Origin of the sequence: Turicibacter sp. TJ11 (assembly GCF_021497505.1) — a bacterium.
Lineage (GTDB): Bacteria > Bacillota_I > Bacilli_A > MOL361 > Turicibacteraceae > Turicibacter.
The window spans coordinates 1,234,817-1,250,932 of record NZ_CP069349.1 but is presented as its reverse complement, the minus strand read 5'-3'; the positions used below and the strand labels follow the sequence as shown (position 1 = coordinate 1,250,932).

The following is a 16,116-nucleotide window of genomic DNA, read 5'->3' as shown; positions in this document are numbered from 1 at the left end:
CTTTTGAAAAGAAGTAGCAGAGAGTGACAGAAGATTTAAGCCTGCATAAATTATAATATGACGAAGGTAAGGGAGGTTAGTCGAATGCCTAAATCAGTTGAAAAAGAGCCGCTTTTATTTGTAGATACTTCATTTAAGGGATGTTTTGTGCAAGAACAAAGTTTTTTTAAAACACCAACACCTAAACCTAAAAATATTGCCGCCTCAAACTATGTTCATAATTTTGATCAACTTAGTGAAAGTCACTTTGAACAACTCGTTCCATCTAATGTGACCATTCACGAAGTAACAAAAGAAGAGTCTTTTTTTGAACCTGTATCACTTAGTTTTAAAGAGAAAAAAGAAGAGATAGAGGAGAGTTTTCCTTATGAAACGGTGAACATTGTTGTAGATTATGAGAGCCAGTCATCATCTTTGCTATTTGAAGATGAGCCAATCGATTCTACAGATGAGATACCGGTAGTTGAAGCGATAGCATTTCATGAAGTACCCGCTTCTTTTGAAGAAGAGATAAACGAACCAATCGATTTGTTTTCACCAGAGGAAAGTACAGGCGAAACCGTTGAAGATAGTTCAAATCAATTAGTAAATAATGAAGAAGATTTTATGATAGCTGACTCAATGGTGAACAGTTATGATGATTTTAACGTTGAATTATCAGAAGAGTTAGTTTCATTTTCATCTTTAGATACAAGTGAAAGTCCGCTTATCCATGAAAATGAGGAAGACAATTCTTTAGATGTTGTATCATCTGTTGAGGTTGATGAAAAGCATGAAGAAGTTTTATCATTTATAAGAGATTTAACTCATCGTCCATCAATGATGAGAGCACCGATTGTTCAAATCGTCAAACAGGATGGTAGTTTAAAATCAGGAATGATTGAATTGGTTGATGAGTGGCATATTAGTATTGATGATTTAATGAATGAAGTAGAAGTCATCCCTCTTTCAGAAATTGAAGGAATTAGAATTCTACACTTATAAAAAAGAAGCCAACGATTTGGCTTCTTTCATTTTAATTTTAATAAAAACAACCTTTTAGAGAAAGCTCGACATCGTCTAGACATTGAACGGCACTAAATTCATTTAAATCAACAGTCACACATGTTTTTGTCACTTGATAGGTTTGATTAGTTGAAGATGGACGATTGATATGATGACAATCTGATTTAAGCGGGATTAGTAGTCTTAAGGTTGCACAATTTCCTCTGACGTCTTCAACCCTAAAAATCATTCGACAATCAACCATCGTTTCATTGCAATAGGATAAGTTAAAGGGTTGACCATTTTTTAAATATAAAATAATAGGTCTAGTGTTTGCGGTAGAACGTTGTCCTAAAAATGGTTGATGACATCGTAGACATGAATCTTGTTTTTCTTTAGATAAGCTTTGACGTTGTAATCGATCAATTTGTTTTAAAGTTGTTAGCACACATTTTTTTTCAACACAAGAAGGAATTGTTTCATAATAAATAGTCTGATGATAATTACAACTCATCTTTCTCACCTCCTTCCTTACTATAAGTTATGTCACAAGTTTTAGTTGGTATAGTCGTTTTTCCTTGAACTAAAAAAAGAGGACTTAGTCCTCTTTTTAATTACAGTTACACATCTCTAAGTTTAAGCACACATCATCTAAACACTGAATCGCAATGAAATCATTTAAGTTAACAGTGACGCAAGTGCGTGTTGGAAGAAGTTCTGTTTCAAATCCAGCTCCATTGAATTCATCAAAAGAAGCTGAATTAGGATGACATGGTAGTCTTCGGTTTGCTAAGGCTCTTAAGGTCGCACAGTTTCCATTGACTTCTTCGACACGAAAAACTGGAATCGGTTCACTTGGATTATCAGTTAAAACGGCTAATTTAAATGCTTCTCCGTTTGGAAGATATAATATAAATGGTCTAGTGTTCGCTTTAGAAGTTTCCCCTAAGATAGGGGTGTTACAACGAGAACAACCGATTTCAGTTGGTACAACAGCTTGCTGTAAACGGTTGATGAATCTTACAATATCAGACACACAATTTGCTGATCGATTTGCATTTGGGTTAGTAGTTGTAATGGGTGTATTATTTTCACAACTCATATCCTCACCTCCTAGGTACACTAATAATTTATGCCTTTTTCAAATAGTTGACTATTTAAAACTCCCAAATTTAAGATAAATACATTCATTTTAATTGTTAAAATTTAGGTTTATTTTTAAAAACATGGTACATACTAAATCTGATATGAAAAGGGGTGCGTATTAGATGCAAAAGATGCAAAAAATATTAGTTCTTGGTAGTGTCGTCACTTTGTTAGCTTTAGGATTGTTTTTTTATTCTTATATGATGAGTGATGAGATGGTTTTAATACGATTAGGTTATGATCGTGAACTAATTGATGTGTTAATGGAAGAACAACCTGATCTTGTTCAAGATTTAATTGCTGATCATCGTAACAGTGACGAAATCTCAGACTATTTAACGGTTAACGGATTTAATTATGATTGTTATGATGCCTATGTGGAATTAGCTAAACAATATCCTGATCAGGAAGCCAGTGATATTGTTTATTTAGCAACGTTTTTAGATCATGTTTTTTTCCCAACGTTATTAAAACAAGGGTATACAGAGGAAACCATTGAACTATGGTTTTCAGATCCCGACTTTAATACGTATATTGAATCTGTTGACATCGTGACATTGAATCGACTTTTAAATTATGCGAAAGAAACAGGTAATGATTTAATGAGTTTATTTAGTTACGTTAACTATGAAACGAGATATCCGTATTTGAAAATGGATGAAGTCGTTTCTTCCGTTAACGAGTATCAAACGGTGATTTTACCAAGTCTTAAAGAAAAAGGATTTAAATCTTTACAAGTTGAGCAGCTGTTTAATCAGTTTGGATTGTCAGATTTAAAGTCACTAATGGAAACCACTTTAAATCCTGATCAAGCTTTTGAGCTCATGACAGCTAGTAGTTTTGATTCGTCAAGTTTTGCTATTTATGATGAAATCTTAAGTCAGAGTGAAAATTATTCCGTTACCTATGCTTTGCAATATGCGAAGTATCCAAATGTTAAGACAAACTTTTATGAAGCAATTGTTGAAACACCTAATCCAAATAGTTTATATGTTTTAGTCAATAAAAATTATCGCTTAAATGAAACATATACACCGACTGATTTTGTTCCAGTAGATGTATCGTTATCAGAATATGCTCAAGTTAATACAAACTACTTACGTCGTGATGCGGCTGATGCCACGGAGTCCTTATTCGCTAAAGCGAAAGAAGCGGGATATGAGTTAACGTTGAGAACCGGTTATCTTTCATATGACATTCAAAAAAATCTATATCACCAAGATGTCTATGAGATGGGGTATGAGTATGCTGACCAGTTTAATAGTCGACCAGGTCACAGTGAACATCAGACAGGATTAGCCATTGATATTACAACACCATCCATTAATAATGAATTATCGATGGAGTTTGCTAATACAGGCGAGGGAAAATGGGTACTAGAGCATGCTCATGAGTTTGGATTTATTATTCGATACCCAGAAAATCGTGAAGAAGAAGTGGGTTATAGTTACGAACCTTATCATCTTCGTTATGTCGGGGTTGAAGCTGCTACTGAAATTTATAATAATGACTGGACGTTAGAAGATTACGTCTTAAATTATGCTTTGTTAGATCAAACAGAAGACCAACAAGTAGCACCTAGTGCCCCAAGTCAAGAAGAATCTGATGGAATTAATAATCCTAAAGATGAATTGAGCGATGATGAGGCAACGACTGATGAATCAGTGGATTCAAATTTAAATGAGTCAGAAATTGAAGGTAATCAAGATCTCGAATCAGACGATCACCCTGGTACGTTAGAAGAGAAAAATCCTGATGAATCTGATTCATCAACTGTAGAAGATCAAGACGATAGTCAAAAAAGTCAAGCCATCCAAGAAGATAGCGAATTAAATGAACAAGAAAAATATGAATTATAACTCTATTCGTCTAGTTAAAAGGGTGCCTCGTGCACTCTTTTAATTTTGGAAAAAAAAAAAAAAAAACTGTCGGGAAATGGTTGTCGTTTTAAAGGGGATGAAAAACGTGTCGGGAAATGAAATGTCGATAAACAAAGAAATAAAGTGCTGTCGGGAAATTTCAGAAATTAGCTTTTTAGGTCGGTAAAACAAGATAGAATAATTCATCCAAATGAAACTAACTTTATCCTAGAGAGAAATGTTTCATGGATTAGGAAGTTGTTAAAGTGTTAGAAGAGATTGTTATAAAAATTTATTCGAATAGGTTATGCTCACTTTAGACATTCAAATTAAAATGAGTGTTCTTCTCCTGTTTTATGAAATTTTTTAGATAATTCTTTCTTACTTAGCAAGACATAAAAAAAGCTCTGACGATGCAAGTGACAGTCAGAGCTTTTTTTGTACGAGATAAATTTATGATTGGTTAGTATTAGCGGCTTATAAAAATAAAAGAGGTGTTAACGATCGTATCTAAGTTTTAGGATGATGTTAAAAGCGTTAAAAATTCTTCCTCGTTTAAGAAAAGAATATCTTGTCCGTGATAAACAAGCTCAATCGCTTTTCTTAGCTTTGTGCTCATTTCATCTGGAGAAAGTTCGTAAATATTTTTAATTCCTGTGACAACAATGTTTGTTTTTTTTGTTACCGAGCTACCAACGGTTCCACCTAGTTGTCCAATTAAAGCAATGGCTTCCTGACGAGATAGACTTTTTAGTGCTCCAGTGAAGACGACCGTTTGATGCTTAAAAAATTCCGTTTGACTATAAAAGAGTGGAGATGAGGTTAATTGTTTTTTTGAGCTTGATGAAACAGAGGAAGACCCTTTTTTAGGTGAGCGATAACCTTTTTCAAACACGCATCCAGGATTAATACCCACTTGATGAAAAAGATCCTCGATTGAGGGTGCCTGTAATTCTTCATTCACTTTTAGTAAAATATTGGCACAAGCAAATGCATCGGCAGCGGCGTGATGATGATTGAACTCAAGTCCAAGATAGTGATTAACGGTATTTAGTTTAGCATTTTCAAGCATAGGAAAGAAGTTTTTGGATAAAAGCATCGTACATCCATAATTAAATGATGGATAAGGAATATTGTAAGTATCGAGCATGGCACGTAAAACACTCATATCAAATGAAGCGTTGTGCGCCACAATAAAGGTATTATTAAAATATGGCTCAAGTTCAGGCCATAATTCATCAAATTCTTTAGCCTTTTTTACATCGTGACTTCTGAGTCCATGAATCCAAGTATTCATCGGATTAAATCTTAATTCTTTTGGTTTAATTAAATAATATAATTCTTTAATGACTTTTCCGTTTTTTACAACAGTTAGTCCAAGTGAACAAGCACTTGCGCGCTTTTCATTGGCAGTTTCAAAATCAATAGCAATAAAATTCATGAGTTAATCTCCCTACATAATATCTGTCGTTACTATTATAGACCGGTCTTTATAGTTTGTTAAGTAAAAGAAAAAAGGTTAAGGATTAAAAGGAGTTAGATAAAAATCTATGGTTTTAATGAAACGAATAACGCTTTAAAGTCTTTCATATATTGGGTAATAGTTTGGAGTTAGAAGGGGGAAGTCACATTGACACAAACAAAACTCATCGTAGAAAGTCTTGGTCGAAAATCATTGCAATTAGCACCAAATCTAACGAAAACGTGTTGCTTTTATGAGGTTCAACAAACACCAACTAAAAGTTTATCGACTCATATGATACTTCTAATTGATCGCTCAGCTAGTATGATCGATTATCTTGAAGACCTTAAAGAGATGATTACTTTAACCATAGATCAATTAAAATCAAGCTTTAAACATCGGATATCTGTCATCTCATTTGGAAATGATGGAGAGATGGAGTGGTTAGTTGATAATCTTAAAGCATCTGAAGCAAAGTCTCAGCTAGAATTTATTCATCAGCGATTAGAAGAAAGTTGTGGAGATGAATTTACTGTTTTATCAACGGCACTTGAAACGACTTTTCATGATCTAATCAAATATCGGAAGCAGAATGAAGCCGTTCAAGTCGTTGTGATGACGGATGGTTATTTGTATTCAGAGACGACCTCATTAGAAGTCGAGCAATCACGCTGTTATGGCTGGATGCTAGATTTTACAGCTCAACAAATAGTGACTCAAATCATTGGTGTTGGAACCTGTGATTTGAACTTTTTAACGCAATTAGCAGGAACAACAAAGATAGGCGATTTTTATCCTTATATCGATCGTCAAAGTTATCGTTCCTGTTTGAAACACTGGATGAAGTGTAGTCAATCTCTCTTAGATGCTTCACATCAAATTTTAAATAACAACTATTTTTTATCGCTAACGTCACAGAAAGTCAATCAACCAAGACACCTAATCACGATGGGAAATGTTTCGCAACTCATCGTTACCTTTGATGAAGTGTTACAAATTGATGATCAGTTAGTTCCAACGATAGCTCGTGACATTTCAGATGAATTAGAACATCAGTTTAAACTGTTATATGCCTATTATTTATTAAAACAAGGTCAAGTCAATGAGGCCACTTTCTTATTGAAAGAAACTCATCTTTTTTCGGTGCTTAATCAAGGGTATTCCAGTGGTGAAATTTGTCGAAGTTTAGCTGTCATTAATCGTTATCGATTTCAATCAAAGTTCATTCGTCATTTCAAACAAGTATCGTTAAAAAATATCTCTGTCTTAATGTTGTTAGAAATGATTTTAGATGATCCTTTTTCAACTTTACTTTGGCAATATGAACAAAAAGCTCTTCCAAAAATTGAGGAAGATAACGTGACGTTTATAGCTAATGAAAAACGTTATTTTGAAGTGACAAACGTAAAAGTAAGTACAACAAAACAAAACATAACACTGACTGTCAAAGTGGACGGAGTAGCAAAGCAAAAACAAACCAACTTAAAACTAGATTGCTTTGTTTTTAGAACGTATCATTTAATTAAAGATGGAAATTTAAAACTGAAACAGTTAGCTTGTCAGTTATCTCCGAAGTTAAGAAAAAGATTCAGGGAGTTAAAACTAATCAAAGCAACGACAAGTGATTCATCAGGCATCGATGTCATTGATTTAAAAGATTTAAAATTAGTCACACAAAATTCAAAAGAACTGATTGACAGTGAACAAATAGCCAAGCAGTTATATGAACTAGAACAAACAAAATTAAGTATTCAAATTTTAAAAACAATGCTTAATCAACAATGGCAAAAACGAAATTCGGTTAAAGATATTAGGCAACATCATCAAGTGAGTCCGTCTTTCATGTTTCAGCCTCAAATAAAGCCATCTCCTTTGTTGAAACGAGATGCGACGTTACAGTTAGTCACTGAATGGACAATTGAAAACTTTTTAAAATCAATAGAGCGGCAAAAATGTTATGAGGGGATTCAATCTGGATTGTTAACCACTAATCAATCTGCTTTTAATTATTTAAAGGATCAGTTAAATCAAGAAAAACAAAAACAATTAGCGCTTCAAAATAAAATTTACTTATTAAGATTAAAATCTCAGTTGTTAAATGATCCTGTTTTTCATTGGGATGAAGTAAATGTTGTCCAAGAAAAACATCATCAAAGAGTGATCTCTAAACAAAAAATTGGTGAAATAATCATTAAAGAGAATAAATACTTCATTCACTCCACAACCTAAGAACAGATAAGAATGCATGAAACGGAGGTATGTAAAAAATGGGGATAAAACAACAGTCAATGAGTCAAGCGAAACTGTTTTTTTTAAGAGCTATTTTTGTATCTGTCTTTCTATTTTGCGAACTGTTTGTCTTAGGGCCAGAGCCGATGTTTATTCATGCATATGAGAAGTTGCCATCGTCAAGTCTTTTAATCAATGGGTTAGATGTTTCTACCTTAACAGAAGATAAGATTATCGCTATGATTGAAGAACAACTCAATCAATATCAAAATCGTCAAATCATCGTTCGTGTTCATGATCAATTGTTTGAGACAACCGTATCTGAATTTGATCCGAAGGTGAAAGAAGACACTTCACAGTTAGTTAAAGATGTCTTAACACTAGGAAAAGATTTAGAGTTAATGCAACAAATTTCGCAAGTTAATCAAGATCAATCTTATGAGTTTATAATTGAATATACATATAATCACGAAGCATTGGAAAAGTGGGCGCGATTAATTGAAAAAGAAGTATACATTGAGAAGATCGAACCAACCTTTCAAAGAATCTCTTCAACAGAACTTAAGTTAGATGAAGGACGAGATGGTCAATTCCTTGTTGTTGAGCAGTTGTTAGAAGAGCTAGGAAAACAGCTCAATCAAAGTTCAATGGATCCAATCGAAGTTGATGCCAATGTGATGATTGATCCTCGAGAATTAGATATTGAGGCATTGAAGACAATTGATACAAAGGTGTCCTCTTACTCAACGGAATATTTAGCTGGGATTCCCCGTGCTAAAAATGTCGAATTAGCTTCGTCAAAAATTAATCATACTATTTTAATGCCTGGTGAAGAATTTTCTTATTACAAAAAAGTGGCTCCGATAGATTCTGCTCACGGTTATGTGAATGCGACTGTCTTTTTAAACGGAAAACCGATTCCCGGAATTGGGGGAGGCATTTGTCAAGTTTCATCGACTTTATATAATGCTCAATTAAAAGCGGGAATTATAGCGACAGAACGACTTAATCATAGTTTACCTGTTCGTTATGTACCTCTTGGACAAGACGCCACTATAGCAGATAACGCCATTGATTTAAAGTTCATCAATACATACGAATATCCTATCTTAATTTTTACTTATGCTAAATATGGAAGTTTAACGGTTGAGTTTTGGTCAAATTCAAGAGCATTAAACGGTATTAACTATGAACCAAAAACTGTGATTTATAATGATGGATTAAAGGCAGATACGACATTATACGGCTATAATGAAGAAGGAGAACTCGTTTACGAGCAATTTTTACACACAAGTGTTTATCGTAAAAAGGCCCATTAAAAAATGAACGAGTTACTTTGATAAACATAGTGATACTTTTAAAGTAGTCGCAAGGATATAAGAACAAAATAAAAAGCTGAGTGATCTCAGCTTTTTATTTTACTTTTTTTAAATTCATAATAAACGATTCATCAGGATCGATATAAATGGTTTTTTGATTGTCGTAGGTTACAAATCCAAGATGAGCGGCTGGTACTTTTTTAACGTGACGAACACGTGTATAATCAATTGGAACACTAGAAGATAAGCGTCCTTTTGAAAAGTAAGACGCTAATTGAGCAGCCGAACGAATCGTTGCTTCACTTAATTCATCTATGTCACTTCGTACTAAAACGTGAGAACCAGGCATGTCTTTAGCATGGAACCACCATTCATGACGACGAGCAAATTTATGAGTTAAGTAATCATTTTGTAAATTATTTTTTCCAACAAAAATTTCAACTCCATCGGTTGAAAGATATTTTTCAATGCTTGGCTTTCCATTTGCTTTACGTTTTTTCGTTTGACGCTTACGTAAGTAACCAGCTAATTCTAATTCTTCTTTAATCTCATAAGCATCTTTTAACGTCGCTGTTTCCATTTGAATCATTAATGTTTCAAAGTAAGCAATCTCTTTTTCTGTTAATTCAAGTTGTTCTAAAATATAATTAACGGCATTTTTAGCTTTACTGTATTTTTGGAAATACTTTTGAGCATTTTCTGATGCGGATAACATAGGATCAAGTTTAATTTTGATAGTTTCTAAATTTTCAGAATAGAAATTTTGAACATGTACTAACGAATCTCCACGATTAATTTGATAAATGTTCGCTAAGATTAAATCACCTAATATTTTATACTGCTCTGCTTTTTCTGAGTGAAGAAGTTCTTCATGAAGTTTTTCTAATTTCTTTGTATTTTTTTCATATTCCTGACGAATAAATCGTTCAATATCGTGATATTGTTGCTTAATACGATCGCGTTCATCTTTTCCAAAGTAAAAGCGATCAAACATCTCCCATAACGTGTCGCATGGAATAAGCTCACCTTCGACGTGATAAAGTGGAAGAAGATAAAAATACTCTTTCGAACTAATTATGACATGAGGAGAAGGCATCTCTTTAATTTCAGTCATTACTGCTTTAAATGATTCAAATAAATGAAGGATCGAATCGGATTCACTACGATAAACGATTTCACGAGCAATCAGTGGAGACAGACCTTGAAATTTAGCGACTAGCTGTTTATCATAACGTTCATTTTCAGTAATTAATGATGAAAAGAAATCAAAGTCAAGGTCATCTGGACATTGTTTTTCTTGAGTCGGTGGTAAAATATAAGTAGCACCAGGTTGTAAAGAACGGTAACGATTGACAAGAGGTGAGATGTGTTTAATGGTATCTAAAATTCGATGATTAACATCGGTTAAAATTAAATTACTATGTTTTCCCATAATCTCAATGTATAAAAATTTAAGCATTTGATCGCCGAGTTCGTTCACATGACGAATAGTGAATTTAATCATGCGATCATGATTAATTTGCTCAATATTATAAATAATTCCACCTTCAAGATGTTTTCTTAAAAACATACAAAACATAGGTGGCTCATCTGGATATTGATAATCAAGTGTCGTAATTTGCACACGAGCATACGATGAATGTGTTGAGAATAAAACTTTTTGATTTTTTCCTTGCGCACGAATTTGCATTAAAATTTCGTGGTTTGATAACTGATAAATTTTATTAATTCGTCCAGCTAATAGCGACTCTTTTAAAGCAGTTGCTACACTTGACGTCATAAGACCATCAAAAGCCATGAAAATCACCTCGTTAATACTGGATTATATTAAAAAGTATATCATTTTTTAGGATGATTAGACATAAAAATAGAATAAAAACGTCATAATAATGATAGGACTTGTCTATAAAATTTTAAAAAAGCTATAATAAACTGTAAAATAATTCATGATAAAATCCGTACAGAGCTATTTAATTTTGATAAAATTCATGCTATTATAATGGAATGAAAGTTTAAGGAGAAGTGAATGCATGAGATTAGTAGAAAAAGGCGTACTAATAGTCATATCAGGTCCTAGTGGTGTAGGAAAAGGAACTGTGCGCGCATCAATATTTGAACAAAAAGATCATAATTTAGAGTATTCCATTTCGATGACAACAAGAAAGCCACGCGTTGGAGAAGTCAACGGTGTCGATTATTTCTTTGTTGAAAAAGAAGAATTTTTAGATAGAATTGATCAAGGTCAATTATTAGAGTGGGCTGAATTCGTAGGAAATTATTACGGAACGCCACTAGATTATGTGAATGAAAAATTAAATGAAGGTAAAGACGTCGTTCTTGAAATTGAAGTTCAAGGAGCTTTACAAGTTAAAAATGTCATGCCAGACGCATGTTTCATCTTCATCGCACCTCCAAGTATGGAAGAACTTCGTAACCGCATCATGACTCGTGGAACAGAGGCGATGGAAGTTATTAATAAACGTATGCAAAAAGCGGAGTCTGAAATTGGACTTGCTCATGAGTACGATTACATTGTGATTAACGATACGGTAGAAAATGCTCGTGATCGAATTATGGCGATTATTGAAGCAGAGCATTCACGTTCAAACCGTGTCTTAGAATACTATAATAAAAATATTAATACTGTGGAGGTTGAATAATTATGACAGGAATGCGCTATCCATCAATTGATAAATTATTAGATAAAGTAGATTCTAAATATAAGATTGCTTATATCGCAGCTAAACGTGCACGTCAAATTGTAGATGCTGGTCAATCACAATTAGACTATGTAGATGGATTACCAACAGCAAAATGTGCAAAACCAGTAGGGGTTGCTTTAGAAGAAATTCTTAATGATGTTGTAGACTTTGAATTAAAAGAACAATAATAATTAAACCTTAGCAGATGCTAAGGTTTTTTATTGTGGTGACGTTTATCAGAATCTGTCGTGTGCTATAATAAAGGTAATAGATTGGGGAGGTGTTGACATGATTGCTGAGGTTGTCGTTGATATCAAAAGTAAAGCAGTCAATAAAGTATTTGATTACATAGTCCCTGAAGAGTTGAGTCACTTAATCCAACCAGGAGTACGTGTGTTAGTTCCATTCGGACCCCGCACGATCATGGGGTTTGTTATTTCCTTAAAAGAGAGTACGAACCTTCAAAAATTACGTCCACTGAAAGAATTAATCGACGTCGTACCTGTCTTAAATGATGAGTTACGAGAACTAGGAATGAGTTTGAGTGAAGAAACAGGAAGTACGATGATTCAATGCTTTGAAGCCATGATTCCAAATGCAATGAGGGCCAAGTATAAAAAAAGACTCGTTCGTTTAAATGAAAATCTTCCGTCAGCATTAAACACGTTATTTTTACATTCAACAAGTATTGATTACGAACAAATCCCATCTTCACTTCTAAAGGAAGTTAAACAGGCCATTGAGCGTAAGGAAGTTGAGCTTGTTTATGAAGTGAAAGATAAATTAGGAAAAAAATTAATCAAGTATTTAGCATTAGTTGACCCTAATATAGATCTAACGCCATTTAAGCGTGCCATGAAGCAAAAGCAAGTCATTGAATATCTAATGAAAGCATCAAAACCGATTTTAAAGTCAACCTTAATGGAAGAACTACAGGTCACACATGCAATGATAAAAACATTGGTTGATAAAAAAGTTATTCAAGAAATCGAAGTAGAGGCATACCGTGATCCTTATGCTGATACAGTGCACTTACAAACTAAGGCGCTTCACTTAAATCAAGAACAACAAGTAGCAGTGACAACCGTTGCTCATGCTTGCCAAGCGAAGGCGCACGACGTTTTCTTATTACATGGAATTACAGGTAGCGGGAAAACTGAAGTTTACTTACAAATGATTGAAAATGTATTAGCCCAGGGGAAACAGGCCATTATGTTAGTTCCTGAAATTGCCCTAACTCCACAAATTGCAAGTCGTTTTAAAAGCCGCTTTCAAAATAAAGTCGCTGTCCTTCATAGTGCTTTATCGATGGGAGAGAAATATGATGAGTGGCGTAAAATTTTAAAACAAGAGGTTCAAATCGTGGTAGGAGCTCGTTCAGCTATCTTTGCCCCGTTTAAAGACATTGGAATCATTATTATTGATGAAGAGCACGAAGCCACTTATAAGCAGGAAGAGGCTCCACGTTATCATGCGATTGAGGTCGCTAAGCAACGTGCCATTACACATCGTTGCCCAGTCGTGCTTGGAAGTGCGACCCCATCATTAGAATCATTTGCTCGTGCTCAAAAAGGGGTTTATCGTTTATTAACGCTTTCTAAGCGAGCTGTTGCAACTGCGAAATTGCCGACGGTTAAACTCATTGATATGCGTGAACATTCAGCTGTTAGTGAGCAAATGATTTTAAGCAATGAACTAAAAGAGGCGATCGCCGAGCGTCTAAAACGTCAAGAACAAGTCGTCTTATTATTAAATCGTCGTGGTTATTCTAACTTTATGCAATGTCGAGAATGTGGTGAAGTGGTTAACTGTCCAAACTGTGACGTGTCATTAACTTATCATAAACCGAATCAAAAGTTAAAATGCCATTACTGTGGTTTTGAACATTTTATTTTAAAGCGATGCCCATCTTGTCAAAGTGAAGAACTACGCTTTTTTGGATTAGGAACTCAAAAGGTAGAGGAATATTTACAAAGTGAGTTTGAAGAAGCAAGAATTATGCGAATGGATGTTGATACAACCTCTAAAAAAGGATCGCATCAAGAATTAATTGCTGCCTTTGAACGAAAAGAGGCGGATATTTTAATTGGAACACAAATGGTTGGAAAAGGACTCGATTTTCCGGATGTTACATTAGTTGGAGTGTTAGCAGCAGACTTAATGCTTCATTTATCTGATTTTAAAGCGGCTGAACGCACTTTTCAGTTGTTAACACAAGTCGCCGGCCGTGCCGGTCGTCATGAACTAGAAGGTGAAGTGTTCATTCAAACCTATAGTCCTGACCATTATGTGATGCAATGCGTGGTGGAACAAAACTACTATAAGTTTTACGCAGAAGAAATGAAGATGCGCCGTCGATTTGGATACCCCCCATATTATTATTTAGCAAGTGTTAGACTCAGTAGTGAGGACTATAATGAGCTTATTTTAGCGTGTGATAAAGTGAATCAATATTTAAGAAATCAACTCGGACATAGTTGTTTGATTACGGGTCCAACAATGCCATATGTAGGTCGAATTAATCAGCGATTTAGAATGTATTTTATGATCAAATATAAGCAAGAACCAAGACTTCGAGCGATTTTAGGACAACTTTTAAGTTATTTTCAAGAGAGTGCTGTTAGTTTATCGTTAGATTATTATCCTAATCAATTCAATTAATTTAAAAAACTTATGAAAGATAGTAGTAAAATGTCGATAGATGTGGTAATAATAATTAGAGTCTAGATTTATCGTTTAAGCTCCTATGTTATTTTGCATATAATTTGAGCGACCAAAGAGGAGGGACAACATGACACGTGTTGTATTTATGGGAACTCCTGACTTTTCAGTTCCTGTTTTAGAAACAATTATTAAAGAAGGTTATGAAGTAGTAGGTGTGGTCACACAACCCGATCGTCCAGTCGGACGTAAACGAGTTTTAACACCAACACCAGTTAAACAAAAAGCGTTAGAATACAATATTTCGGTTTTTCAACCTGAGAAAATCAAAGAAGATTACCAAACTGTTTTAGATTGGAATCCAGATTTAATTATTACAGCTGCTTTTGGTCAAATTATCCCGAAAATTTTATTAGATGCACCAAAGTTTGGATGTATTAATGTTCATGCTTCATTATTACCAAAATATCGTGGTGGAGCACCGATTCATAAAGCCATTATTGATGGTGAAAAAGAAACAGGCGTAACCATCATGTATATGGACGTTAAAATGGATACAGGTGACATGATTAGTAAAGTAGTTGTCCCAATTGAAGAAACGGATCATACAGGAAGTATGTTTGAAAAGTTAAGTTTAGCAGGGGCAGAGCTTTTAGCTCAAACATTACCTAAATTATTAGCAGGTGAAATCGAAGCAACGCCACAAAATCATGAGGAAGCAACGTTTGCTTGGAACATTAAGCGTGAAGACGAACGTATCGACTGGTATAAACCAGCTAATGTTTTATATAATCAAGTACGTGGTCTTCATCCTTGGCCAGTTGCATTCACTCAACTCGATGATGTATCAGTAAAAATTTGGTGGGCTGAACCAAACAATCACTTATATGATGCTGAACCAGGAACGATTGTAAAAGTTGAGAAAGACGGAATCGTTGTTGCTTGTGGTGATCATGCAGGTCTTAAAATTACTGATATTCAAATTTCAGGTAAAAAACGTATGGATGTTGCAAGCCTTTTAAACGGTTCACATCCAATTGAAGTTGGAAAGAAATTCAACTAGTATGATATTATAGGAGGCATGAAAAGATGGCAAAACAATATGTTGGACAAACAGAATATTCAAAAGACACAAATCCAATTGCAACAATTGAAATGGAAAATGGCGGAGTAATGAAAATTGAATTATACCCAGAAGTTGCTCCACAATCAGTACGTAACTTTATTTCATTAGCAAACAAAGGATTTTATAACGGGGTTATTTTCCACCGTGTCATTCGTAGCTTTATGATTCAAGGTGGAGATCCACAAGGATTAGGAATCGGTGGACCAGGATACAGTATTTATGGAGAATTCAAATCAAATGGATTTGATAATCCAGTGAAACATGAACGTGGTGTCATTTCAATGGCCCGTACGAATGTTCCTAACTCAGCAGGATCACAATTCTTTATCATGCATAAAGACTCATCACATTTAGATGGAAGCTATGCTGCTTTTGGAAAAGTCATTGAAGGAATTGAAGTGGTAGATGAGATTGCAAGTGTTGAATGTAATCATTTAGATCAACCAGTGATTGGACAAGTGATGAAATCAGTGACAGTTGATACAAAAGGCATCGATTACGAAGAACCAAATAAATTATAAAAAAATATAAAAAGCTAGGTTACCTACCTAGCTTTTTTATATTTCAATAGTAAAGTATTGGATAAGAAGAGGGGACGTAATAGAGAGGATCTTGTTGAAAACAATTA

General features: G+C 34.3%; 13 protein-coding genes. 9 read left to right on the top strand and 4 right to left on the bottom strand.

Translation table 11 applies throughout. The annotated features are described in order from the left end of the window. Positions 1-84 precede the first annotated feature (84 nt). A complete protein-coding gene (locus tag JRC48_RS05820; protein ID WP_235070904.1) occupies positions 85-984 on the top strand; it encodes a hypothetical protein in 900 nt (299 codons plus the stop codon). 37 nt (positions 985-1,021) lie between these two features. Here JRC48_RS05820 and JRC48_RS05815 read toward each other — a convergent pair whose 3' ends face one another. After that, positions 1,022-1,498 carry a CotY/CotZ family spore coat protein gene (locus tag JRC48_RS05815; RefSeq protein ID WP_235070903.1) on the bottom strand — a complete coding sequence of 159 codons (477 nt, stop codon included), beginning with the start codon at positions 1,496-1,498 and terminating at the stop codon, positions 1,022-1,024. A 96-nt stretch (positions 1,499-1,594) separates the two neighbouring features. Next, on the bottom strand, positions 1,595-2,086 hold the full coding sequence (locus JRC48_RS05810) for a CotY/CotZ family spore coat protein (protein ID WP_235070902.1): 492 nt from the start codon (positions 2,084-2,086) through the stop codon (positions 1,595-1,597). Positions 2,087-2,252: 166 nt separating this feature from the next. Between JRC48_RS05810 and JRC48_RS05805 the strand changes: the two genes are divergently transcribed. After that, complete coding sequence (locus tag JRC48_RS05805; RefSeq protein ID WP_235070901.1) at positions 2,253-3,989, top strand: D-alanyl-D-alanine carboxypeptidase family protein; 1,737 nt, start codon at positions 2,253-2,255, stop codon at positions 3,987-3,989. 517 nt (positions 3,990-4,506) lie between these two features. Here JRC48_RS05805 and JRC48_RS05800 read toward each other — a convergent pair. Beyond that, positions 4,507-5,430, bottom strand: coding sequence for an exonuclease domain-containing protein (locus JRC48_RS05800; protein WP_235070900.1), 924 nt, complete (start codon positions 5,428-5,430; stop codon positions 4,507-4,509). A 189-nt stretch (positions 5,431-5,619) separates the two neighbouring features. On the opposite strand from JRC48_RS05800, the gene JRC48_RS05795 reads away from it, so the two are divergent. Further along, positions 5,620-7,680: a vWA domain-containing protein gene (locus tag JRC48_RS05795; RefSeq protein ID WP_235070899.1), complete on the top strand. Its 2,061-nt coding sequence runs from the start codon at positions 5,620-5,622 to the stop codon at positions 7,678-7,680. 38 nt (positions 7,681-7,718) lie between these two features. Next, on the top strand, positions 7,719-8,999 hold the full coding sequence (locus JRC48_RS05790) for a VanW family protein (protein WP_235070898.1): 1,281 nt from the start codon (positions 7,719-7,721) through the stop codon (positions 8,997-8,999). Positions 9,000-9,093: 94 nt separating this feature from the next. On the opposite strand, the gene JRC48_RS05785 is transcribed toward JRC48_RS05790, so the two are convergent. Then, a complete protein-coding gene (locus JRC48_RS05785) occupies positions 9,094-10,797 on the bottom strand; it encodes an NFACT family protein (RefSeq protein ID WP_235070897.1) in 1,704 nt (567 codons plus the stop codon). Positions 10,798-11,029: 232 nt separating this feature from the next. Between JRC48_RS05785 and gmk the strand changes: the two genes are divergently transcribed. The 5 genes from gmk (at position 11,030) to JRC48_RS05760 (ending at position 16,009) form a co-directional block, all read left to right on the top strand. Further along, positions 11,030-11,659, top strand: coding sequence for a guanylate kinase (gene gmk / locus JRC48_RS05780; RefSeq protein WP_235070896.1), 630 nt, complete (start codon positions 11,030-11,032; stop codon positions 11,657-11,659). 2 nt (positions 11,660-11,661) lie between these two features. Next, positions 11,662-11,889, top strand: a complete 228-nt coding sequence (rpoZ, locus tag JRC48_RS05775; protein WP_235070895.1) for a DNA-directed RNA polymerase subunit omega — start codon at positions 11,662-11,664, stop codon at positions 11,887-11,889. Between the two features lie 100 nt (positions 11,890-11,989). Beyond that, positions 11,990-14,362, top strand: a complete 2,373-nt coding sequence (priA, locus tag JRC48_RS05770; protein ID WP_235070894.1) for a primosomal protein N' — start codon at positions 11,990-11,992, stop codon at positions 14,360-14,362. 130 nt (positions 14,363-14,492) lie between these two features. Then, positions 14,493-15,425 (top strand): methionyl-tRNA formyltransferase, encoded by a 933-nt coding sequence (fmt, locus tag JRC48_RS05765; protein WP_235070893.1) that lies wholly within the window; start codon positions 14,493-14,495, stop codon positions 15,423-15,425. A gap of 26 nt (positions 15,426-15,451) precedes the next feature. Further along, positions 15,452-16,009, top strand: coding sequence for a peptidylprolyl isomerase (locus tag JRC48_RS05760; protein ID WP_235070892.1), 558 nt, complete (start codon positions 15,452-15,454; stop codon positions 16,007-16,009). Positions 16,010-16,116 lie beyond the last annotated feature (107 nt).